This window comes from Enterobacter sp. MGH 4, from assembly GCF_000534735.1.
GTDB classification, from domain to species: domain Bacteria; phylum Pseudomonadota; class Gammaproteobacteria; order Enterobacterales; family Enterobacteriaceae; genus Enterobacter; species Enterobacter intestinihominis.
The window spans coordinates 1,041,171-1,062,874 of the sequence record NZ_KI973289.1 but is presented as its reverse complement, the minus strand read 5'-3'; the positions used below and the strand labels follow the sequence as shown (position 1 = coordinate 1,062,874).

Annotated in this window: 21 protein-coding genes; 15 read left to right on the top strand and 6 right to left on the bottom strand. The window is 55.8% G+C overall.

What is annotated here, in order from left to right; translation table 11 throughout:
• Positions 1-61: 61 nt before the first annotated feature.
• The 4 genes from L350_RS17370 to L350_RS17385 all read right to left on the bottom strand — a co-directional run bounded on the left by L350_RS17370 (position 62) and on the right by L350_RS17385 (position 5,510).
• The gene (locus L350_RS17370; protein ID WP_032624221.1) at positions 62-1,579 is read right to left on the bottom strand and encodes a carbohydrate porin; all 1,518 of its coding nucleotides are present in this window, start codon (positions 1,577-1,579) and stop codon (positions 62-64) included.
• A gap of 171 nt (positions 1,580-1,750) precedes the next feature.
• A complete protein-coding gene (locus L350_RS17375; protein ID WP_032624220.1) occupies positions 1,751-2,647 on the bottom strand; it encodes an aminoimidazole riboside kinase in 897 nt (298 codons plus the stop codon).
• A gap of 88 nt (positions 2,648-2,735) precedes the next feature.
• Positions 2,736-3,947, bottom strand: coding sequence for a diguanylate phosphodiesterase (locus tag L350_RS17380; protein WP_032624219.1), 1,212 nt, complete (start codon positions 3,945-3,947; stop codon positions 2,736-2,738).
• 87 nt (positions 3,948-4,034) lie between these two features.
• The gene (locus L350_RS17385) at positions 4,035-5,510 is read right to left on the bottom strand and encodes an alpha/beta hydrolase (protein WP_032624218.1); all 1,476 of its coding nucleotides are present in this window, start codon (positions 5,508-5,510) and stop codon (positions 4,035-4,037) included.
• Positions 5,511-5,777: 267 nt separating this feature from the next.
• On the opposite strand from L350_RS17385, the gene L350_RS17390 reads away from it, so the two are divergent.
• From L350_RS17390 to L350_RS17420, 7 genes are read left to right on the top strand one after another with little or no spacing between them, the layout of a single operon-like run.
• Positions 5,778-6,632: a MurR/RpiR family transcriptional regulator gene (locus L350_RS17390; protein WP_032624217.1), complete on the top strand. Its 855-nt coding sequence runs from the start codon at positions 5,778-5,780 to the stop codon at positions 6,630-6,632.
• Positions 6,633-6,644: 12 nt separating this feature from the next.
• Entirely contained in the window at positions 6,645-7,217 is a 573-nt protein-coding gene (gene ddpX, locus L350_RS17395) for a D-alanyl-D-alanine dipeptidase (protein WP_022648182.1), read from the top strand.
• Positions 7,218-7,232: 15 nt separating this feature from the next.
• A complete protein-coding gene (locus L350_RS17400; RefSeq protein ID WP_032624216.1) occupies positions 7,233-8,765 on the top strand; it encodes an ABC transporter substrate-binding protein in 1,533 nt (510 codons plus the stop codon).
• A 23-nt stretch (positions 8,766-8,788) separates the two neighbouring features.
• On the top strand, positions 8,789-9,811 hold the full coding sequence (locus tag L350_RS17405; protein WP_003857077.1) for an ABC transporter permease: 1,023 nt from the start codon (positions 8,789-8,791) through the stop codon (positions 9,809-9,811).
• Positions 9,808-10,704 carry a D,D-dipeptide ABC transporter permease gene (gene ddpC, locus L350_RS17410; protein WP_022648185.1) on the top strand — a complete coding sequence of 299 codons (897 nt, stop codon included), beginning with the start codon at positions 9,808-9,810 and terminating at the stop codon, positions 10,702-10,704. The genes L350_RS17405 and ddpC overlap by 4 nt, the downstream gene beginning before the upstream one ends.
• A complete protein-coding gene (locus L350_RS17415) occupies positions 10,701-11,687 on the top strand; it encodes an ABC transporter ATP-binding protein (RefSeq protein WP_022648186.1) in 987 nt (328 codons plus the stop codon). The genes ddpC and L350_RS17415 overlap by 4 nt, the downstream gene beginning before the upstream one ends.
• Positions 11,680-12,606 (top strand): oligopeptide/dipeptide ABC transporter ATP-binding protein, encoded by a 927-nt coding sequence (locus L350_RS17420; protein WP_032624215.1) that lies wholly within the window; start codon positions 11,680-11,682, stop codon positions 12,604-12,606. The genes L350_RS17415 and L350_RS17420 overlap by 8 nt, the downstream gene beginning before the upstream one ends.
• A 30-nt stretch (positions 12,607-12,636) precedes the next feature.
• Here L350_RS17420 and L350_RS17425 read toward each other — a convergent pair whose 3' ends face one another.
• Together L350_RS17425 and L350_RS17430 are read right to left on the bottom strand one after the other, a co-directional pair.
• Positions 12,637-13,065 carry an OsmC family protein gene (locus L350_RS17425; protein WP_003857069.1) on the bottom strand — a complete coding sequence of 143 codons (429 nt, stop codon included), beginning with the start codon at positions 13,063-13,065 and terminating at the stop codon, positions 12,637-12,639.
• A 69-nt stretch (positions 13,066-13,134) separates the two neighbouring features.
• A complete protein-coding gene (locus tag L350_RS17430) occupies positions 13,135-14,022 on the bottom strand; it encodes a LysR family transcriptional regulator (RefSeq protein WP_233154519.1) in 888 nt (295 codons plus the stop codon).
• 111 nt (positions 14,023-14,133) lie between these two features.
• Between L350_RS17430 and L350_RS17435 the strand changes: the two genes are divergently transcribed.
• The 8 genes from L350_RS17435 to L350_RS17475 all read left to right on the top strand — a co-directional run bounded on the left by L350_RS17435 (position 14,134) and on the right by L350_RS17475 (position 21,583).
• Positions 14,134-14,985 (top strand): Vmh family MBL fold metallo-hydrolase, encoded by an 852-nt coding sequence (locus L350_RS17435; RefSeq protein WP_032624851.1) that lies wholly within the window; start codon positions 14,134-14,136, stop codon positions 14,983-14,985.
• A 51-nt stretch (positions 14,986-15,036) separates the two neighbouring features.
• On the top strand, positions 15,037-15,558 hold the full coding sequence (locus L350_RS17440; protein WP_032624213.1) for a VOC family protein: 522 nt from the start codon (positions 15,037-15,039) through the stop codon (positions 15,556-15,558).
• A 141-nt stretch (positions 15,559-15,699) separates the two neighbouring features.
• The gene (gene bdm / locus L350_RS17445; RefSeq protein WP_022648192.1) at positions 15,700-15,915 is read left to right on the top strand and encodes a biofilm-dependent modulation protein; all 216 of its coding nucleotides are present in this window, start codon (positions 15,700-15,702) and stop codon (positions 15,913-15,915) included.
• Between the two features lie 95 nt (positions 15,916-16,010).
• On the top strand, positions 16,011-16,148 hold the full coding sequence (gene sra / locus L350_RS17450) for a stationary-phase-induced ribosome-associated protein (protein ID WP_023300167.1): 138 nt from the start codon (positions 16,011-16,013) through the stop codon (positions 16,146-16,148).
• Between the two features lie 176 nt (positions 16,149-16,324).
• Positions 16,325-18,022: an NAD-dependent malic enzyme gene (locus L350_RS17455; protein ID WP_022648194.1), complete on the top strand. Its 1,698-nt coding sequence runs from the start codon at positions 16,325-16,327 to the stop codon at positions 18,020-18,022.
• Positions 18,023-18,322: 300 nt separating this feature from the next.
• Positions 18,323-18,808, top strand: coding sequence for an Hcp family type VI secretion system effector (locus L350_RS17460; RefSeq protein WP_032624212.1), 486 nt, complete (start codon positions 18,323-18,325; stop codon positions 18,806-18,808).
• The gene (locus L350_RS17465) at positions 18,805-19,287 is read left to right on the top strand and encodes a DUF2778 domain-containing protein (RefSeq protein ID WP_022648196.1); all 483 of its coding nucleotides are present in this window, start codon (positions 18,805-18,807) and stop codon (positions 19,285-19,287) included. Before L350_RS17460 ends, L350_RS17465 begins: the two co-directional genes overlap by 4 nt.
• A gap of 586 nt (positions 19,288-19,873) precedes the next feature.
• Complete coding sequence (locus L350_RS17475) at positions 19,874-21,583, top strand: ABC-F family ATP-binding cassette domain-containing protein (protein WP_032624211.1); 1,710 nt, start codon at positions 19,874-19,876, stop codon at positions 21,581-21,583.
• Positions 21,584-21,704: the final 121 nt, after the last annotated feature.

The following is a 21,704-nucleotide window of genomic DNA, read 5'->3' as shown; positions in this document are numbered from 1 at the left end:
CCTCTTCCTGACCTCTTTTTATGATGTTCGAAACGCCCCCGCAATGCGGGAGCGTGAAGGGTTAAAACCAGGTTTCCATCTGCACCCCAAAGTTCCATTCCCCACCCGCATTGAAGCCGCTGCTGCTAAAGGCGTCATCGCTGGCGTAGTTATCCAGCTTGCTGCTCCAGTCCATCCAGGTGGCGAACAGGCGCAGCTCCGGACGGCTGAAGAAATCGCCAATCTTGCCCGCCTTTAACGTCGGGGCAAAGGTCAGCTTGTAGAAGCTACCGTTAACCGCATTGCGATCCTTGTAGCCTTCCGGGTTTAAATCCATGTATTGATAGCTGCCCTCGAACGCGAGGGCGAAATTCTGGGTCACCTCTTTGATCAGACGCGTATTGAGTGTGACCCACTCGTAGCTGTCGCCCTTCACGTAGCGGTCCTTACTGCTTTGCGCCAGTACGGCGGGCGCAATGTGCCAGCCACCGCCCAGCGGCGTGACACCGTAACTTGCAAAACGCCAGGTATCGGCTTCTGACAGCAATGCGCCGTCTGCACCAATGCTTTTCACCTCGGCCCCCAGACCGTGGCCGTAAAGCAGCGCCGTTTTGGCGGAACCTTCCCGCAGGCCGTAGAAGCTCTCGTTATGCAGACCCACCAACGCATGCACCCCGTTATTCGCCGCGTCGGTTTTAATCAGATCGCCGTTGCTGTCCTTACGGTCGTCATTATCTTTTGCCCGTAAGCCGCTGACCATCAACTGCACCGGCCCGGCGAAGTGGTTCATGCTTAAGATGTAGTTCTGGACGTTGTTGTCGATCTCCTCTTCGCTGCCGAAATTACGGCCATAAAGGGAGAAGTTACTGCGCAGCGTATCGTTCCACTTCACGTCGTAGACGCCGCCGCCGGTCCCGGCGAGAAATACCACGTCGGAATCCAGCCAGTGAATGTCGAAGTTGTCGCGGTCAAAACGCTTACCCGCCCAGAAGGTGCTGCCTTTCAGCGCACCGGTAACGTCCGGCAAATTGCCCAGCTCGGCAAAGGCCTGACGAATGTTCAGGTCGCTGCTGTCTGCCGACCAGTCGTTATAGGTTTTCTGACCGTCGGCCAGCATCGCCTTAAAGCGCGTCGTCGCACCATTCTCCAGCGTCTGTTTGTGCTCAACATTCAGCTCAACGTAGGTATCCGCTTCGTTCCCCAGACGCCCAATGGCCCCGCCCGTTTCCCCGGCGGGCGTCAGATAAGGGCCGCTTTTGCTGCTGGAGGCCGCGTCGTTCATCAGCAGGCCGGAACGGGCGTAACCGTGAAATTCAAAACCGCCTGTCCGATCGGCTTTCTCTTCCAGCACCGTAGTACGTTGCGCCACCGCCTGTGTGGAGGTCTGCGCTTCCTGCTGCGCAGCCACCAGCTGCTGTGTTTTCTGTTCCGCTGCCGTGGCGCGCTTTTCAGCAACCTGCGCGCGGGTTTCCGCCTCCTGCAAACGCTGCTCCAGCGCCGCCAGGCGCGCTTCGATACGTGTCATATCCGTCTGGGCAAAAACAGAGGTACTGCCGGCCAGCATGCCTATCATTACGGCAAGTCTGCGTTTTTTATACATTTTGTCGCATCCCTAATAACTATCGGTAAAAGTGCTAAATTGCTAAACCGGTTTAGGTTGATGATACTAAACCGTTGAATTTTGAATCGGCAATGTTTTTTGCTAAACCGTTTTAGTAAGTGTGATCGAGGCGACAATTCAGGCCGCCGACCGGAGGCCTGGAGAGGTGAATTACAGTTCGTGATGATAAGGCAGCGCGGTCATTGCCCCTTTTGCGGTTGTCGCCAGCGCCCCACAGCGCTGCGCTAACGTGATGACCTCTGAGAGACGGGCCTGGCCATGACGTGCCAGACCGAACAGCAGCCCGGCGACGAAAGCATCCCCCGCGCCGGTGGTATCAATGCATTCCACGGGTGATGCAGGATAGTGCGTCAAGGCACCTTTTTGCCAGGCGGTGACGCCCTCTTTTCCCTGCGTCACCAGCACCAGCCTGGCCGGACAGGTGCGCATCAGCGCCGCCAGCCCCTCATGGACCTGCGCATTTCCGGTTAAGAACGCCAGTTCTTCCACCGAGATTTTCACCACATCTGCACAGGCTAATGCCCGCTCAAGACACTGACGCAGCTCGACTTCATCGTGCCAGAGATCGGCGCGGATATTGGGGTCAAAGCTGACGAATCCCCCCGCCAGTCTGATAGCGGCCATCGCCTGAAACGTCGCGGAACGGCTGGGTTCGGCGCTAAGCGCGATAGAGCAGACGTGCAGCCACTCCCCGGCGCGGAATGGCGGGAGATCGGCAGAGTCGAGGAATAAATCAGCGCTCGGGCGAACCATAAAGGTAAAGGAACGTTCCCCGTCGTCATCGAGATCCACCACCACCGTGGAGGTGCGATGCCGCGGATCCCGTCTCAGCCATTCTGTATTAACCTGCTCATCCGCAAGCGTTTTTTGCATAAAGCGCCCGAAGGGGTCGTCGCCCACCCGGCCTATAAAGGCGCTTCTGCCTCCCAGACGCGCTACCCCTACCGCAACGTTGGCCGGTGCGCCGCCAGGACATTGCAGCAGTTTGCCCTCTCCGTCGGGCAACAGATCCACCACTGCATCGCCAAGTACCCAGATCGTCTCCATATAACCTTCTTAGCTAAATAATGTTAAACCGGTTTAGCTATTTAAGCACAGGCAGGGTGTCGGGGAAATATGGCGAGGGAAAATTTGCTTAACCTACCCGTTGGGGCCAGTGGATATCACCCACGCCATTGAGCTGCGGGCGGGCGAACAAAAAGCCCTGGAAGCGGCGAATACCGGCGGATTCAAGCCAGCACCACTCTTCTACCTTCTCAATGCCTTCTGCGACCAGCGTAATCTCCAGATCGGTGCAGCAGCTGATTATCGACTTCACAATCGCCTGCTTGGGTCCGCTCTGGTGAATATCGCTGACGATCTCCCTGTCGATTTTGAGCTTATCCGGCTGGAACCGGGTGAGCAGCGACAGACCGGCATAGCCGGAACCAAAATCATCTATTGCCAGCCCAACCCCTTCCGCGCGCAGCTGTTTAATGGCGCTATTAAACTGGTTAAAGCCGGATATCATCTCGTTCTCAGTGACTTCAATGACCACCTGCTCTGGCTGTAGACCGTGCTTTTTGATCTGCATTACCAGGAACTCTACCGCACCCGGCACGTTAACCAGCGACATTGGCAGCAGGTTCACCGCCAGTTTGTGGCTGCCGATGCCCAGCTTTTGCGCCAGCGCAAAGGTCCAGGCTTTGGTATGCAGATCGACTTCGTATATCTTTTCACGATCGAGCCTACGGAAAAAATGCTCCGGGCTGCCGCCGTCGTTTCCGCGTATAAGCGCTTCGAGAGAACTGATTTTGCCTTCGGACGGCTCGACAATGGGTTGCAGCGCAAACTGGCAGGGCTGTCCCGCCAGCAGACCTAACCCTTTACCAAACGGCGCGCGCTCTCGCGAAAGCGTCCATTTATCAGGCTCATAGTCCGAGGCGGGTGGGATAGCGGTTTTGCCGGCGATAAAGGTCTGAATAAATTTGAAGACCCGATCCTCAGAAGTCAGGTAGCTTTCCAGCTTGCTGTAATGCAGAACCGATGCCAGAACCGCTTTCGGGGTCTGAACGTCCATGTTAAACAGCAGCATTCCCACGTCTTCGAAACGTCGGCGCGGACCGTAATCGCGCATCAGCTCCACCACGCCGGTATGCCGGTTGTCCGCACGGATGATGTTAAAAAGCGCGACGACGTTCTGTTCCGTGCCTTCGAGAATTTGCAGAACGTCACGTCCACTGGAGAGAAGAATGCCTGAGATGCCCTGCTCCGTATTACGGATCCTGGCCTTTTCAACCAGCGAGCTTAACGCTGCGGAGGTGCAGGTTAAGCTCAGCTGGCTTCGATAAATGAGAGTTGTCAGCACAGAAACGGGGTCCGGTATGGGGTATACGCCTGAACGGTATTGTTTAACACAGTTCCCCGGTGTGACCTAATCTATTCCACGTCGGGCTTAATTCTCCCCGAGACGGCTGTCGATCCGCGTCTGCATATAGTCGTAGAACGGATTCGACGTCACGCGCATCAGCGCATCTTTGCCGACACTCAGAACCGATGTTTCTCCCCACAGGGCTATCGTCCCGAGACTGATTCCATAGCGGTTTTTCACCTCAGGATGGCGGCCATACAGATCGTCTTCAGGCGGGAACGGAATGGCAATATGCGACAGGGAATAAACCTCCTGCGGATACGAGACCGACAGCGGCGTCACCGTTTCCCGGGTGCTGCCCGCAGGCGTTGTCTTTGCCACCATATCAAACCTGTCAGGGCTGGCATTGGTCACGATTGTGACACTGTAACGTCTTTTCGCCTCGGGCAGCAGGTCAGCCACCGCCGTCCAGGATGATGGCCTGAACAGTGGACGGAAACTCCCGGCCTGGTTGATGTCAAATACCACCAGTTCGCTGCCATTTGCCGGAAGCTGGTCAAACAGCCCGCTGACTACGGCGCGGGTACTGACCGTTGAATCCATGACCGACTGAAACGCCAGTACCGGCGGAAGCTGCGTTAGTTTGTGATCATGAACATCGCGGTTTATCTGCTCATGCAGCGCCCGGGTAAGCAGCCAGGACTGACGTGCCGCATTCACCGGGAACGAATTGTATTTATAAGGATTATATTCCGGCGAAATGTTGAGCCACGCGGCTTTGGCAAACGCCGGTAACATAGCCGGTAGCCCGGCGAATCCGGCAAAGCGCGCAAACGCCGTGACGCCAATCATCGGTGAGAGCAAAACGATCTGCTGAGGTTTACGCAGTTCAGGCGCATCAAGGGCGTCGAGGGCGTATTTCATCGCCAGCGCCCCGCCGTTGGAATAGCCCACCAGGTGCAGGGGGAGATCGTTCCCCGTCAGGCGTGTTGCTTCACGAACCGCAAGGCGCGTAGCTGCCAGCCACGCCTCCCAGTCAACGTCTGTCAACGCGCCCGGCGCCGTGCCATGTCCGGGCAAACGAGGCACTACGGCCACAAAGCCGTGCTTTTGATAATTCACAGCCAGACGCCTGACGCTGTAGGGCGAATCCGTCAGACCGTGCAACAACACTACCGCCCCGCGCGGCTTTCCGGCAGGCATCAGCACAAACGACCGGTTTGCATCCGGAGTAAAGTGTCCTGGCCACACCAGGCTCTGACGGTAATAGCGGTTCAGCGGCGTGCGCTCTGCGGGGGTGACTTTCGCCGTCACCTCAGCATCAAGAGCGGTGAAGATGGCGTTTTCCCGCGCGACATAGGCTGCGAAGGTCGCGTTATCCATCTCCTGCACGGACATTTCGTCAGCCCGCCATGTATGCCAGTGATGCAGGGCCGGCCCCTGCTGCGAAAGATAAACCCGCACCGCCAGCAGAACGAGCACAATGATCCCGATGACCATCGCTATTTTTTTTGCGAGAGCCATCAGGCGCACGCTGATCCGCCAGGGCAAATTCGCCATATAAGGCTCCCTCTCTTATCCACAGAGCTTTCATCTTACCAAAAAATGTGAAGAGGCTGTCGTATTCACCAAATAGATATCGCTCAGGCCAGACACTGCACCAAAAGTGAACTACGCTGCACAAATGTTGAGCATCTGTTAAACAAATATTGCATTAACTTTGCTGCACAGCGCGTTTTCGTCGCAATGTGAACATGGCACGCGTCCTGCATTGTTAATCCGGTAACAGAATCCCGGCCTTTGACAGCCAGTTAACAGCGAGGCGGTATGACGACCAAACCTGAGGTGTTGAGCCGTATCGAAGCGACCTTTAGCCAGCTCACCCCAAGCGAAAAGCGGGTGGCAAGCTGGATGCTGGCGCATGTCGGGCAGATCCCCTTTGAAACGGCTGAGAGCGTGGCACTGGCCACGGCCACCAGCGGGATCACCGTCGGACGCTTTCTGCGCAAGCTGGGCTATCGCAACCTTGATGACGCCAAAAAAAGCCTGCGCGATCCCCATCAGCCCTGGGGCATAAACGAGCGTCTGGACTCCTGGAAACAGCAGCAGCCGCTGTCGGATCGCCTTCAGCACTCCCTGTCGCTGGAGGTGGACGCCATTGCCCATGTCTACCAGCTGGCGCAAAGCGAAACGTTCAGGCAGGTGGTCCAGCAACTTTCCCATGCCGACGCCGTCTTCGTGCTGGGGATCCAGTCCACGCGCGGGATCGCCAATGCGTTCTTCAGCCATCTGGAGTATCTGCGCCCGCGGGTAAGCTATTCCGAAGGGCTCTCCGGTAGCTGGGTGGAGTCGCTTAACTCCGGCTTTGCTAACCCGTATATCGTGCTGACCGATACCCGCGCCTACTCCGCCATTGCCCGCCAGTACTGCCGCGTGGCGAGCGAAAAAGGCCTGGCGATGGCGCTGATCACCGATATCTGGTGCCCGTGGGCGCGGGATTACCCGATTGATTTACTCCAGGTGAAGACCGATACCGGCCATTTCTGGGACTCGCTGGCGCCGGTGAGCTGTCTGTTCAACCTGCTGCTGTCGGGCGTCGTGGAGGCGCTGGGGGAAGCGCTGCCGGAACGTCTGGCAATCAACCGACAACTACAAAAAGAATTTGGTCAATTTGAACGCTAAAGGAGCGGAGCTATGCCTGAAGAGAGTCAACTGATTGATGTGGCGAAAACTTTTCCTACGCTGCATATCGATCTGAAATACGCGACCGCCGATAACATTACCGGCCGCCCGATCTATCAGCACGCCGCGTGCCTGCTGCACACTGATGCCGCCACCGCGCTGGCGAAATCGATCAGTATCGCCGCGCTGGCCGGTTTGAAGCTGGTGGTCTACGACGCCTATCGCCCGCAGCAGGCACAGGCGCAACTCTGGGATGCCTGCCCCAATCCGGAATACGTGGTGGATGTCGCGATTGGCTCGAACCACAGCCGGGGCACTGCCATTGACGTTACGCTGATGGATGAACACGACAACGTGCTGGATATGGGCGCCGGGTTTGACGAAATGCACGACCGTTCTCATGCCTGGCACCCTTCCGTTCCGCCCGAGGCGCAGCGAAATCGTCTGCTCCTGAACGCCGTGATGTACGGCGGCGGTTTTGTGGGCATCAGCAGCGAGTGGTGGCATTTCGAACTGCCGAACGCCGCCAGCTACCCGCTGTTAGATGACCAGTTCGCCTGTTATCCGACCACACACTCACTCTAATTCTGGAGCCCGGCCATGAAAACTACGCTGCTTACATCCCTGATTGCCGCTACGCTCGCCCTGAGCGCCCCTCTCGCGCTGGCGGCGGTGCCAAAAGATATGCTGGTGATAGGGAAAGCTGCCGATCCGCAAACGCTGGATCCGGCGGTCACTATCGATAACAACGACTGGACGGTGACCTACCCCTCGTACCAGCGTCTGGTGAAATACAAGCCTGGCACCACGGAGGTGGAAGGCGATCTGTCGACGGGCTGGAAGGCGTCAGACGACCAGAAAGTGTGGACGTTCACCCTGGCAGATAATGCAAAATTCTCCGACGGCACGCCGGTGACCGCCGAAGCGGTCAAGCTGTCGTTTGAACGTCTGCTTAAAATCAACCAGGGACCTTCCGAAGCGTTCCCGAAAGATTTGAAAGTGGACGCGGTGGATGAGCATACGGTGAAATTCACCCTCAGCCAGCCGTTTGCCCCGTTCCTCTACACGCTGGCCAATGACGGCGCGTCGATCGTCAACCCGGCGGTGCTGAAGGCCAATGCCGCCGACGACGCACGCGGTTTCCTGGCGCAAAACACCGCGGGTTCCGGACCGTTTATGCTGAAAAGCTGGCGGAAAGGTCAACAGCTGGTGATGGTGCCCAACCCACACTGGCCAGGTGAAAAGCCGCACTTTAAGCGCGTCTCGGTGAAGATTATCGGTGAAAGCGCCTCGCGTCGCCTGCAACTTTCCCGTGGCGATCTGGATATCGCCGACGCCCTGCCGGTGGATCAGCTTGCTGCTCTGAAGCAGGAAGGCAAAGTGGCCGTGGCGGAATACCCGTCCCTGCGGGTGACCTACCTCTATCTGAACAACAGTAGGCCTCCAATGAATCAGGTGGATTTGCGCCGCGCGGTCTCCTGGGCGACCGATTACCAGGGGATGGTGAAAGGCATTCTCAGCGGGAACGGCAAGCAGATGCGCGGCCCGATCCCGGAGGGCATGTGGGGCTTCGATGCGAACGCCATGCAGTACAGCTTTGACGAGGCCAAAGCCAAAGCGGCGCTGGAGAAAGTCAAAGATAAACCTGCCAGCCTGACGTTCCTCTATTCCGATAACGACCCGAACTGGGAGCCTATCGCCCTCTCCACGCAGGCGAGCCTGGGCAAGCTGGGGATTAACGTCAAGCTCGAGAAACTGGCGAACGCCACCATGCGCGACCGCGTCGGCAAAGGTGATTATGACATTGCGATTGGTAACTGGAGCCCGGACTTCGCTGACCCGTACATGTTCATGAACTACTGGTTCGAATCGGACAAAAAAGGGCTGCCGGGGAACCGCTCATTCTATGAGAACAAAGAGGTCGATGCGCTGTTGCAGGCGGCACTGAAAACCACCGTTCAGGCGGAACGCACCAAAGATTACCAGCAGGCGCAGAAAGTGGTGATTGACGAGGCGGCTTACGTTTATCTGTTCCAGAAGAACTACCAGCTGGCGATGAACAAAGAGGTCAAAGGCTTCACCTTTAATCCGATGCTTGAGCAGGTCTTTAACATCGCCACCATGAGTAAGTAACGGCCCACGCCGGGGGGAAGTGTATGACGTTCTGGAGCATTGTGCGCCAGCGCTGCTGGGGGTTAATCCTGGTGGTGGCCGGTGTCTGTATTATTACTTTTATTATTTCACACCTGATCCCCGGCGATCCGGCCCGCCTGCTGGCCGGTGATCGCGCCAGCGATGAAATCGTGCAGGGCATCCGCCAGCAGCTGGGGCTGGATCAACCACTCTATATTCAGTTTGGCCGCTACGTTGAGGCGCTGGCACATGGCGATCTGGGCACGTCTATTCGCACCGGTCGCCCCGTTGCGGAAGATTTGAAAGCTTTTTTCCCCGCTACGCTGGAGCTTGCCTTTTGCTCCCTGCTGCTGGCGCTGGTGATTGGCGTGCCGCTGGGCATTTTATCGGCGGTGTACCGTAACCGCTGGCTGGATCACCTGGTGCGACTGATGGCGATGACGGGCATCTCGACGCCTGCCTTCTGGCTGGGACTGGGAGTTATCGTTCTGTTCTACGGGCAACTGCAAATTCTGCCCGGCGGCGGCAGGCTGGACGACTGGCTCGATCCGCCCGCCCACGTTACCGGTTTTTATCTGCTGGACGCTCTGCTGGAAGGCAACGGCGAGGTGTTTTTCAACGCCCTGCAGCACCTGATTTTACCCTCCCTGACCCTGGCCTTCGTGCATCTGGGTATTGTGGCGCGTCAGGTACGTTCCGCGATGCTGGAGCAACTGAGCGAGGATTATATTCGTACCGCCCGCGCGAGCGGGTTGCCGGGCTGGTACATCGTCCTGCGCTACGCCTTACCCAACGCCATGATCCCCTCCATTACCGTGCTCGGGCTGGCGCTGGGCGATCTGCTGTACGGGGCGGTGCTTACCGAAACCGTGTTTGCCTGGCCGGGAATGGGGGCCTGGGTGGTGACCTCCATTCAGGCGCTGGACTTCCCCGCCGTCATGGGCTTCGCGGTCGTGGTATCGCTGGCCTATGTCTTCGTTAATCTGGTGGTGGATCTGCTGTACCTGTGGATCGACCCGCGAATCGGGCGCGGAGGTGCCGAATGATGTTAACTCAGGAAACGCCCGTCCCTGTCAGCACCGCTAAACAGCGCATCAACTGGGCAAAGCTGTTCTGGATGTTACGCAAAAGCCCGCTCACGCTGATCGGCGGGGTCATTATGATCGTGATGCTGCTGATGATGGTGGTCTCGCCGTGGATAGTCCCGCACGATCCGAACGCGCTGGATCTGACCGCGCGCTTGCAGGCACCGTCAGCCCAGCACTGGTTTGGCACCGATGAGGTGGGCCGGGATCTGTTCAGCCGCGTGCTGGTGGGCAGCCAGCAGTCCATCACAGCGGGGCTGGCGGTGGTGGTGATTGCGGGCGGCATCGGTTCGCTGCTCGGCTGTTTGTCCGGCGTACTTGGCGGGCGCGGCGACGCCATCATTATGCGCATCATGGACATTATGCTCTCCATCCCCTCGCTGGTGCTGACGATGGCCCTGGCCGCCGCGCTCGGCCCAAGCCTGTTTAACGCGATGCTGGCGATTGCGATTGTACGCATTCCGTTTTACGTGCGGCTGGCACGCGGGCAAACGCTGGTGGTGCGCCAGTTCACCTACGTGCTGGCCGCCCGCACCTTTGGCGCATCGCGCTGGCACCTGATCAGCTGGCATATCCTGCGTAACGCCCTGCCGCCGCTGATCGTACAAGCGTCGCTGGATATCGGCAGCGCCATTCTGATGGCCGCCACGCTGGGCTTTATTGGATTAGGCGCGCAGCAGCCGACCGCCGAATGGGGGGCAATGGTGGCCGTGGGGCGTAACTACGTGCTTGACCAGTGGTGGTACTGCGCGTTTCCGGGGGCGGCAATTCTGATCACGGCGGTTGGCTTTAATCTGTTTGGCGATGGTCTTCGCGACCTGCTGGATCCCAAATCAGGAGGGAAGCAGTCATGAGTGATTCCGTATTATCGATTGAAGATTTGCACCTGAGCTTCCCCATTTTTCGCGGTGACGTCCACGCGCTCAACCACGTCTCGCTGGAGATTGGCCGGGGTGAAATTGTCGGCGTGGTGGGCGAATCCGGCTCGGGAAAATCGGTCACCGCGATGCTGGCGATGCGCCTGCTGCCGGAAGGCAGTTACCATGTTCACCATGGCCGTGTCACGCTGCTCGGGGAAGATGTGCTGAACGCGTCGGAAAAACAGCTTCGTCAGTGGCGCGGCGCCAGGGTGGCGATGATTTTTCAGGAGCCGATGACGGCGCTTAACCCCACGCGCCGGATTGGCAGGCAGATGGTGGAGGTGATCCGCCAGCATCAGTCGCTTTCCCGCCGCGACGCGCGGCAGAAGGCGATCTCCCTGCTGGGCGAGATGCAAATCCCGGATGCGGCGCAGGTAATGGATCGCTATCCGTTTGAGCTTTCCGGCGGTATGCGCCAGCGGGTCATGATCGCCCTTGCCTTCTCCTGCGAGCCGGAGCTGATCATCGCTGATGAACCCACTACCGCGCTGGATGTGACCGTCCAGCTTCAGGTGCTGCGTCTGCTGAAACATAAAGCGCGCGCCAGCGGAACGTCGGTGCTGTTTATCAGTCACGATATGGCGGTGGTGTCGCAGCTTTGTGACCGGATGTACGTTATGTACGCGGGCAGCGTGATCGAAAGCGGCAGCACGCAGACCTTGATCCACCATCCTGTGCACCCCTATTCGATTGGCCTGCTGCGGTGTGCCCCGGAAAATGGTGAACCGCGCGAGATCCTCCCGGCCATTCCCGGCACGGTACCTAACCTCAGCCACCTCCCGCGCGGATGTGCTTTTCGCGAACGCTGTTTTGCTGCCGGGGCGAAATGCAGCGAAACGCCGCGCTTAATTTCCACGGGCGCAGAAGGCCAGCAGGCTGCCTGCTGGTACCCACAACAGGAGAGACGCCATGTCTGAGGTACTGCTGGAACTGGATAGCGTGCATGTGAATTTTCCTGCGCGCAAAAACTGGCTGGGGCGCGTGACGGAACAGGTACACGCCCTTAACGGCATGGATCTCCGGATCCATCGCGGCGAAACGCTGGGCGTTGTGGGGGAATCCGGCTGTGGAAAGAGCACGCTGGCGCAGCTGCTGATGGGCATGCTCAAACCGAGTACCGGGGCCTGTCAGCGCGCGAATGCGGCGGGTGGTATGCAGATGGTATTTCAGGACCCGCTCTCGTCCCTTGATCCACGTTTACCCGTCTGGCGCACCATCACCGAGCCGGTGTGGATACAGCAACGTCGCGGCGAACGGGAGCGTCGTCAGTTGGCTGAAACGCTGGCGCAGCAGGTTGGGATTCGAGCGGAATATCTTGACCGCCTGCCGCATGCGTTTTCGGGCGGACAGCGCCAGCGCATCGCTATCGCCCGGGCGCTCTCTTCGGATCCGGACATCATCGTGCTGGATGAACCCACCAGCGCGCTGGATATTTCCGTCCAGGCACAGATCCTCAATTTGCTGGTTGCCCTGCAACAGCAGCGAAATCTGACCTACGTGCTGATCTCGCACAACGTCTCGGTGGTCCGGCACATGAGCGACCGGGTGGCGGTAATGTATCTTGGGCAAATCGTGGAACTGGGTCCGGCGAACCAGGTGCTGGGTCAGCCGCGCCATCCGTATACGCAGCTGCTACTTGACTCCGTTCCCCGGCCCGGAGAACCGCTGGATGAGGATCTGGCGTTGCGAAAAACCGATCTTCCGGGTAATCGCCACCTGCCCGTTGGGTGCTATTTCCGCGACCGCTGTTCGCTGGCGACGCAGGGATGTGAACAGCCGCAACAGCTCCAGCCCTCTTCCGCAAGCCGAAGCGTGCGCTGCTGGCGTAACCGTTAAAAATGAGCCGGGCATGCGCCCGGCCCGATATCAGTTCAGTTTGTAATCCAGCGTGATTTCCGCTTTCAACAGCTGCGAGACCGGGCAACCGGCCTTGGCTTTCTGGATAATGCCGTCGAACTGCTGCGGATCGATACCCGGTACCGTCACCTTGCTTTGCAGCGCGACTTTGCTGATGGCAAAACCGCTGTCGGTTTTATCCAGCGAGACATCCGCCGTGGTATCGATGGAATCGGCGGTATAACCCGCTTCGCCCAGCATTAGCGACAGGGCCATAGAGAAACATGCCGCGTGCGCTGCGCCAATCAGCTCTTCCGGGTTAGTCCCTTTCTCGCCCTCGAAGCGGGTGTTAAAGCCGTAAGGCTGCTGGTTAAGGACGCCACTTTCGGTCGATACCGTCCCTTTGCCGCGTTTGATGTCGCCAGACCAGTGTGCTGAACCGTGCTTATGAATCGTCATTCTTGCTCTCCTTTTGGCTTACAAAGGGATAAGTATAGGACGCATAATCTATTTTGCAGGGAAGACAGACTAGTCCGATCGCGTGGCAAGGTGGTTTGCCAGCGCGTCGAGGAACACACGCTGCGCCGCAGGCTGATAGTCTCGCGACTGATAAATACCAAAAATGCCGATCGGTTTTGGCGTATAGGCGCTGAGCACCGGCACCAGGCTTCCCTGCCGTAGCGCCGCGTCGGCCTCGCGCTCGGGCAGCATGGCAATACCACAGTGATTTATCGCCGCCTCCATCAGCAGAGATGAGATGCTGGCGCTGAGATTGCCGCTGACCGCCGTCGTGATCGGCTCCCCTGCCGGCGTTAAAAAACGCCACGACTGACCGGCAAAAAAGCTGTAATGCAGGCAGTTGTGCCGGGCTAAGTCTTCCAGCTCCTCTGGAACGCCCCGGCTTGCAAGGTAGTGCGGCGAAGCGCAAAGCACGGACCGACACTCTCCCAACCGGCGAGCGATCATACCCGGTTCGGGGTTATCGGTAATGCGGATCGCCACGTCAATTCGCTCGCCCACCAGGCTCACCGGATGGTTGTTAACATCCAGCTCAATGCGCAGTTGAGGGTAACGCTGCAACAGTTCGGGCAGCACCGGAGCGATAATCTGCATCGCGGTAAAATGCGCGCAGGCGACACGAAGCGTGCCTGAGGGTAAATCCTTCACTGACTGATCTTCAATTTCCTGAGAAATTTGCGATAGCGTGCGCGTCTTTTGCAGGACTTTCTCCCCCGCCGCCGTCAGCGTCAGCTTGCGGGTGGAGCGGTTAACCAGCCGCGCCCCAGCCCACTTCTCCATCTGCTCCAGATAACGGCTCACCATCGGACGGGAGATCCCCAGCGCCCGCGCCGCCGCGCTTAAACTCCCCAGCTCACAGATGCGGTTGTACACCTGGGCGGCAATAACGCGATCCATTTTGACCTCCATTTGCTCGATCTATGAAACTAAGCATCTCCTGTTTCAGGAATTCTGGCAAATGAAGAGATCCGTACAATAGAGACTTTCCTGAAGAACAGAGACATGACCATGACTATCGCCCGCCTTGCTTTGTTGACAACCCTTTTCACTCCGGCCGTCTTTGCCGCTCCGTTGACCGTTGATACGTATAACCCGCAGGAAAAAGGCATTTTTGCCGTTTCTTCCACGCTGGTATCTGGCCCGAAAGAGGCGGTACTGTTTGACGCCCAGTTCAGCGTGAAAGATGGCGAAGCGCTGGTAGAAAAAATTCGCCACAGCGGTAAAACGCTGAACAAAATCGTGATCACTTCCGGCGATCCGGATTTCTATTTCGGCCTGCAACCGCTGATGAAAGCCTTCCCTAATGCCAAAGTTGTCGCCACGCAACAGGTGGTGGACCATATCAGGGCCACAAAAGACGCGAAGCTCGCCTTCTGGGGGCCACAGATGAAAGATGGCGCGCCGACGCAGCTCTACGTGCCGCAAGTGCTTGCCTCAACCACCTTTATGATTGACGGTGAGAGAGTAAGCATTGAAGAGCCTGAAAGCTATGCGGCATACGTCTGGATCCCATCCGCCAAAACCATCCTCGGCGGCACGGGCGTCTCATGGGGCAATCACGTCTGGACGGCGGATACCCAAACGCCGGAAAGCCGTAAACAGTGGCAGCAGACGCTGGATAGCATGGCTGCCCTTAAGCCCGAACGCGTTATTCCGGGCCACTACCTTGGGACACCGCCAGCGGGTACCGGCGCTATCGACTTTACCCGTCGCTATCTACAGCAGTTTGAAAAGGCCCTCAGGACGCATAAAGAATCAACTGGCGTCATCAATGCGATAAAAAAACAGTGGCCGAACCTTGCGGAAGAAAGTTCGCTGGAACTGAGTGCCAAAGTGAATACCGGCGAAATGAAGTGGTAATAGCCTGATTATCTCCTGCTATATTTAAATTTTTTATAGCAGGAGTTTACTATGCAATCGTCAGTAAGGGGTATTGACCATATCGGTATTACGGTGCCCGACATTGAAAAAGCCACCCTATTTTTTGAACGCGCTTTCGGCGCACAGGTTTTATATCATTCTGTCGATGCAGAAACCGATAATATCGATCAGCCCGCCCAGCAGCACACCTTAAAATTATTTCCCGGCACTAAAATTCATGCCATTCGCATGCTTGTTATGCCGCACGGACCCGGCATAGAACTCTTCGAAATGCACGGTCCTGAGCAGGGTATGCCCGCTCGCGCCAGCGACTTTGGCCTTCAGCATTTTGCTGTTTATGTTGATGATTTTGATAGTGCCATCGCGGCTTTCACCGCCGCCGGCGGCGAGATGTTCACCGCGCCGAAGCCGCTTAGCTTTCCGGATGAGCAAGGTGAAGGCAATGCTTTCTGCTATGGTCAAACCCCCTGGGGCAGCATTGTGGAATTGATCTCCTGGCCGACGCCCATGCCTTATGAAAAAACCACAAATTTACGCCGCTGGAAACCCTGACTTTTATTTCTGTGCTACGGGAGATGTTATTTTTAATTCCAGGACGAATCTGAACCACAACGGCAAAAATATTTGCCAATCTGAATGTGAATTACGATTTTGCACGCCGTAACATTAAACAGACAACGACACGGAGGCAGCATGTTTACTTATTACCCGGCACATACCACAGCAGCACAACCGGAACTTGTTAACGCGATCGCACAAGGTCTTCACGCCGAGCACGGTGTTGTTACTGAAGATGACATTTTGATGGAACTGACCAAGTGGGTGGAAGCCACGGACAATGACATCCTCAGTGACATCTACCAGCAAACCATCAACTATGTGGTTAGTGGGCGAAACGCACCTCTGTAAAAACCTGCTAAGCTGGATCTGCAACCTAAGGGGTTACATTTCGTTTGCGTAAGCAAGCTTGTCCTTAAAACTATCAACAGGATTGAGGAGTTAACATGAAATCGAACCGTCAGGCACGCCATATTCTGGGACTGAACTACAAGCTTTCTAACCAGCGTAAAGTGGTTATTGAGGAGGGTAGCGAAACGCAAGTTACCCACGCCACCGGCAGGAAACGCCCTTCCGGCAAGTAAGTTCCGGCACGAAATTCACAACACCATCGGTAATCCCGATGGTGTTTTTGTTTATGTGTTGCGGTAATTAATATTCAGCTCCTTTATAATACCAACCGACCGCACCCCGTAGCACAGGCCAGAAAGATGACAAACAGCAGTGTCAGGGACGGATCTTCTTAAAAAGAGTGAGTGACATGGACAACAAACTGAAAAAACATCGTTCCCTTTATATTCCTTACGCTGGTCCGGTTTTACTGGAGTTCCCCCTTCTGAACAAAGGCAGCGCCTTTAGCATGGAAGAGCGCAGCAGCTTTAACCTGCTGGGCCTGCTGCCTGAAGTGGTTGAAACCATTGAAGAACAGGCAGAACGTGCCTGGATCCAGTATCAGGGCTTTAAAACCGAAATCGATAAACACATCTACCTGCGTAATATTCAGGACACCAACGAAACCCTCTTCTACCGCCTCGTGCAGAACCATCTTGAAGAGATGATGCCCGTCATTTACACCCCCACCGTCGGCGCGGCGTGTGAACGCTTCTCAGAGATCTACCGTCGTTCCCGCGGTGTGTTCATCTCTTATCAGAACCGTCACAACATGGATGACATTCTGCAAAACGTGCCTAACCACAACATCAAGGTGATCGTGGTGACCGATGGCGAACGTATTCTGGGCCTCGGTGACCAGGGCATTGGCGGGATGGGGATCCCCATCGGTAAGCTCTCGCTGTATACCGCCTGCGGCGGGATCAGCCCGGCCTACACCCTGCCGGTGGTACTTGACGTGGGGACCAATAACCAGCAACTGTTGAACGATCCGCTGTACATGGGCTGGCGTCACCCGCGCATTACCGACGACGAGTACTATCAGTTTGTGGATGATTTCATCCAGGCCGTGAAGCACCGCTGGCCTGACGTGCTGTTGCAGTTCGAAGACTTCGCACAGAAAAACGCCATGCCGCTGCTGAACCGCTACCGCGATGAGATCTGCTCGTTCAACGATGACATTCAGGGCACTGCGGCAGTGACCGTCGGTACGCTGATTGCTGCGAGCCGTGCGGCAGGCAGCCAGCTCAGCTATCAGAAAATTGTCTTCCTGGGTGCAGGCTCCGCGGGCTGCGGCATCGCCGAGCAAATTATTGCCCAGACCCAGCGCGAAGGCTTAAGCGAAGAGCTGGCCCGCTCCCGCGTCTTTATGGTGGACCGTTTTGGCCTGCTGACCGACGGCATGCCAAACCTGCTCCCGTTCCAGACCAAACTGGTGCAGAAGCGCGAAAACCTGAAAAACTGGGATACGGATAACGAAGTGCTCTCGCTTCTTGACGTGGTGCGCAACGTGAAGCCGGACATTCTGATCGGCGTGTCCGGGCAGACCGGCCTCTTCACGGAGGAGATTATTCGCGAGATGCACAAGCACTGTGAACGCCCTATCGTGATGCCGCTGTCTAACCCGACTTCACGCGTGGAGGCAACGCCGCAGGACATCATCGCATGGACCGAAGGTAAGGCACTGGTCGCAACCGGCAGTCCATTTGATCCGGTGGTGTGGAAGGACAAACTCTACCCCATCGCGCAGTGCAATAACTCCTATATCTTCCCGGGTATTGGTCTGGGAGTTATCGCCTCCGGCGCGTCCCGCATCACCGACGAAATGCTGATGTCCGCGAGCGAAACGCTGGCAGGTCACTCTCCGCTGGTGAATAACGGTGAAGGCCTGGTACTGCCGGAGCTGAAAGACATTCACAAAGTGTCCCGCGCAATTGCCTTCGCGGTAGGCAAAATGGCGCAGCAGCAAGGCGTCGCGGTGAAAACCTCTGCCGATGCATTGCAGCAGGCAATTGACGATAACTTCTGGATGCCGGAATACCGTAGCTATCGTCGTACTTCGATTTAAATCGGAGTTTTGAACGTTCCCTCTCTTCACAAGGGAGAGGGAACGTGAAGTCCCTTCTCCCTTTTTCCTCTAATTCCCTTAATCCTGCCTATAAATGCTTTGTTGAAAGTCACTAATGATAATTTGGCTTTAACAATGCAGCAGGATCGATCATTTGAAGAATGCATACCTAATCAAAAATCTATATCCTTTTAAAATATATAAATTTTACATAACACTTCTTGCCTAACAAATAGTTTTTCTTAAGAGTTTAGTAACGTTTTGCATCACTAAATTCATTTATTAAAAAGGAGTTTTGAAATGGCAATCCCAGCATATCTATGGCTGAAAGATGACGGCGGCGCAGATATCAAAGGCGCGGTTGATGTGCAATATCGCGAGGGCAGTATTGAAGTATTAGGATTCGGTCATGGACTGCATCTACCGACAGATAATATGACAGGAAAAATCACGGGTACGCGCATGCATAGCGCTCTGGTTTTTGAAAAGGAGTTCGACAGTTCCAGCCCTTACTTATACAAGGCTGTAGCAAAAGGCCAAACGCTAAAAAGTGCCGAGTTTAAGTGGTACAAAATCAATGATGCTGGTCAAGAGGTCGAATACTTCAACATGTTCCTTGAGAACGTTAAAGTGGTCTCAATATGCCCGGTGATGCATGACGTAAAAAATCCAGCAATGGAAAAACATAATCATTTAGAAAATATTTCCCTCCGTTACGAGAAGATCACATGGCGACACTGTGACGGTAATATCATCTTTGCTGATTCCTGGAATGACAGATCATGAATCTCCTACAGTGCTTTTTCCACCTCAATGGGGGTACGTACGCTACTTTGTCTGTGCCCGGAGTTGGCTTTTTTCCTGCATTTTCAGGGAATGGTGACGCGACGAACCGTGCAGAAAGCGCAAATATACCTGATATCGGCCCACTCCCACCTGGTCGCTATTACATACTTTTACGTGGATTAGGGGGTTGGTATACTCAAACTAAGGATAGTGTTAACGCATTTTTCACCGGTTCGAATCGGAACGAATGGTTTGCATTATATCGCGATGACGGATTGATAAATGATGAGACTTTTGTGAAAGGCGTAAGGCGAGGTGAATTCCGGTTACACCCTATCGGGCCATCTGGCATAAGTAAGGGTTGTATTACACTTTATAGTCAGAGCGATTTTAAGATTCTGGCATCAGCCTTACTTCGAACTGGAGGGCAGCAATTGGGAAACTACATGATTGCACATGGCGTTGTGCAGGTCTATTAATGAAGGCGGCATTCCTTGTGTTGTTGTGGTGTATAGCCGTGTTTCTATCGATGTTCACACTCTACAAGATTGTTCCACCAGAAACGCAGTACGATTTTGTGGAGCTTTTTGGAATATATGGCGACGAAAGGATAATGGATTTTGTTTTGTATGTTTTCTTCGGCATGGCCATATTCATTGCGTCTGTAATCACGCTATCCCTGTATTTGCTTATACGAAAAAGATGATTCTGGGCAGCGACGCTGCCCTTCCTATTATCACATCACGCGCTTAGTTCTGTATCCGCAACCGAAGATATCGCTTTTTGCCGCAGTAGTATGTTCATTCTATGAAAATGTTGTATAGTGATGGTTACTAGTAATCACTTAACTTATAAGGAGGCCAATTATGCTGTACTGTGAAATTTTCAATGTTTCACATACATTTGGTGATCGCACCAGCTCAAGCGTTATCGGTATCGTGCTGCGATAACTTCCGCTTGAGCGAAGACACCAACCCCTGAAATCCCTTCTCTCGGGCTTACTGAGTTATCGTCAGCGATGTTTGATGAGGCATAAACATGCCTGTAACTCTTGGGTAAGCAACAATGAGCACTTTACTCACTGCACAATCTTTACGTGTTGATACGGCGTTTGGCACGCTATTCGACTCCCTCTCCTTTACGCTGAAAAAAGGCGACCGTATTGGCCTGCTGGGCGACAACGGCTGCGGCAAAAGTACGTTGCTGAAGGTGTTGGACGGCACAGACTCCCCTGCTGCCGGAACCGTCGCATTGGCCGGATACTGTCTGATGGCGCGCGTTGAGCAACACCTGCCAGAAGCCATTTATCCCCTGACCATGCTGGATGCCGTGCTGGCGCAACTGCCCGCGACTGAACGCGAGAGTCTGCACTGGAAAGCTGAAACGCTGCTGGCGGGTATGGGCTTTACACCGCAGGACATGGCCTTAACGTCGGCAACGCTGAGCGGCGGGCAGCACACGCGTCTCCTGCTGGCGCGGGCGCTGATCGGCGATCCAGATCTGTTACTGCTGGACGAACCGAGTAACCACCTCGATTTGCCGACCCTGCTCTGGCTGGAACAGTTTTTACAGAACTGGTCCGGCAGCTTTGTGCTGGTCTCACACGACAGGCAACTATTGGATGCCGTCACCAACGGCAGCTGGATCCTGCGCGATAAGATGTTGCACTACTTCGCCCTTCCCTGCACCGCCGCGCGTCAGGCGCTGGTAGCCAAAGACGAAAGTGATGCGCTGCGGCATAAGGCGGAGCAAAAGGAGATTGATCGCGTAACCGCCAGTGCCAGACGGCTGGCCACCTGGGGCAAGGTCTACGATAACGAAGATCTGGCCCGCAAAGCCAAACAGATGGAAAAGCAGGTCGAACGGCTTAAGGAGAGTCAGACAGAGCTCACCGCAGGCAGTCCGTGGACATTAACCCTGCGCGGTGACGCCCTGCGGGCAGACCGGCTACTGGAGATGGAAAACCTAAGCGTAGCGCCTGAGCCTGGCCTGTCTGAGCTGTTTCACGTCGACATTGCGCGGCTTAGAAGTGGCGATCGCGTGGCTATCGTCGGGCGTAATGGCTGCGGCAAATCATCACTGATGAAGCTTATCTGGCGGCATTTCTCAGGTGTACCTTCAGAGACTGGCCTGAAACTTCATCCTCGCGTGTCGCCAGGCTATTACGATCAGACGCTGAATCAGCTTTCGGAGGAGGCAACAATCTTTGACGCGCTGGAGCCTTTCGCGCCAGATCCGCAGACCCGTAAAATGGCCCTCATCAGTGCCGGGTTCCCGTGGGCGCGACACGGACAAAAAGTCAGTACGCTGAGCGGTGGGGAACGTTCGCGCCTGCTGTTCATCGGCCTGACGCTTGCTCGCTATAGCCTTCTGATGCTGGATGAGCCAACCAACCACCTGGACATGGAAGGCAAAGAGGCGCTGGCGGAAACACTGCAACAGTTTGAAGGCGGAGTGCTGCTGGTGAGCCACGATCGTCAGTTAATTAGCCAGAGTTGTAACCGCTACTGGCTGATTGAGGACGGCAGGCTTAGCGAATGGCACGATGCGGAGGCGGTGTTTGAGCGCCTGCGTGCGGGCACCGGTCCGGTGGTGCCTGAGGCGTCGAAGACTGCATCGAAGGCACCACCTTCAGCGTCTGACGATCTGCTCGAACGCCTGGTTGCCCTGGAAATGCTGCTGGAAGAGGATTTGGCGCGCAAGCCAAAACACCAAAAACCGCAGTTGCAGGCGCAATGGCGAAGAGAGATTGAGGAGATAGAAGCCCAACTATAAATCTGTACCCGGCGGTCATTACGCCGGGTTTTTTACGTTAGCGTTTTCCCCTACTGATTATTAGAGGATCACCGTATTATTAATCTGAAACTGAATTAATTGATGACATTATGTTGCGGTT

Coding starts and splice junctions, on each gene's coding strand:
- L350_RS17370 (WP_032624221.1), bottom strand. CDS start 1,579: ATGTATAAAAAACGCAGACTTGCCGTAATGATAGGCATGCTGGCCGGC.
- L350_RS17375 (WP_032624220.1), bottom strand. CDS start 2,647: ATGGAGACGATCTGGGTACTTGGCGATGCAGTGGTGGATCTGTTGCCC.
- L350_RS17385 (WP_032624218.1), bottom strand. CDS start 5,510: ATGGCGAATTTGCCCTGGCGGATCAGCGTGCGCCTGATGGCTCTCGCA.
- L350_RS17390 (WP_032624217.1), top strand. CDS start 5,778: ATGACGACCAAACCTGAGGTGTTGAGCCGTATCGAAGCGACCTTTAGC.
- ddpX (WP_022648182.1), top strand. CDS start 6,645: ATGCCTGAAGAGAGTCAACTGATTGATGTGGCGAAAACTTTTCCTACG.
- L350_RS17400 (WP_032624216.1), top strand. CDS start 7,233: ATGAAAACTACGCTGCTTACATCCCTGATTGCCGCTACGCTCGCCCTG.
- L350_RS17405 (WP_003857077.1), top strand. CDS start 8,789: ATGACGTTCTGGAGCATTGTGCGCCAGCGCTGCTGGGGGTTAATCCTG.
- ddpC (WP_022648185.1), top strand. CDS start 9,808: ATGATGTTAACTCAGGAAACGCCCGTCCCTGTCAGCACCGCTAAACAG.
- L350_RS17415 (WP_022648186.1), top strand. CDS start 10,701: ATGAGTGATTCCGTATTATCGATTGAAGATTTGCACCTGAGCTTCCCC.
- L350_RS17420 (WP_032624215.1), top strand. CDS start 11,680: ATGTCTGAGGTACTGCTGGAACTGGATAGCGTGCATGTGAATTTTCCT.
- L350_RS17425 (WP_003857069.1), bottom strand. CDS start 13,065: ATGACGATTCATAAGCACGGTTCAGCACACTGGTCTGGCGACATCAAA.
- L350_RS17430 (WP_233154519.1), bottom strand. CDS start 14,022: ATGGATCGCGTTATTGCCGCCCAGGTGTACAACCGCATCTGTGAGCTG.
- L350_RS17435 (WP_032624851.1), top strand. CDS start 14,134: ATGACTATCGCCCGCCTTGCTTTGTTGACAACCCTTTTCACTCCGGCC.
- L350_RS17440 (WP_032624213.1), top strand. CDS start 15,037: ATGCAATCGTCAGTAAGGGGTATTGACCATATCGGTATTACGGTGCCC.
- bdm (WP_022648192.1), top strand. CDS start 15,700: ATGTTTACTTATTACCCGGCACATACCACAGCAGCACAACCGGAACTT.
- sra (WP_023300167.1), top strand. CDS start 16,011: ATGAAATCGAACCGTCAGGCACGCCATATTCTGGGACTGAACTACAAG.
- L350_RS17455 (WP_022648194.1), top strand. CDS start 16,325: ATGGACAACAAACTGAAAAAACATCGTTCCCTTTATATTCCTTACGCT.
- L350_RS17460 (WP_032624212.1), top strand. CDS start 18,323: ATGGCAATCCCAGCATATCTATGGCTGAAAGATGACGGCGGCGCAGAT.
- L350_RS17465 (WP_022648196.1), top strand. CDS start 18,805: ATGAATCTCCTACAGTGCTTTTTCCACCTCAATGGGGGTACGTACGCT.
- L350_RS17475 (WP_032624211.1), top strand. CDS start 19,874: ATGAGCACTTTACTCACTGCACAATCTTTACGTGTTGATACGGCGTTT.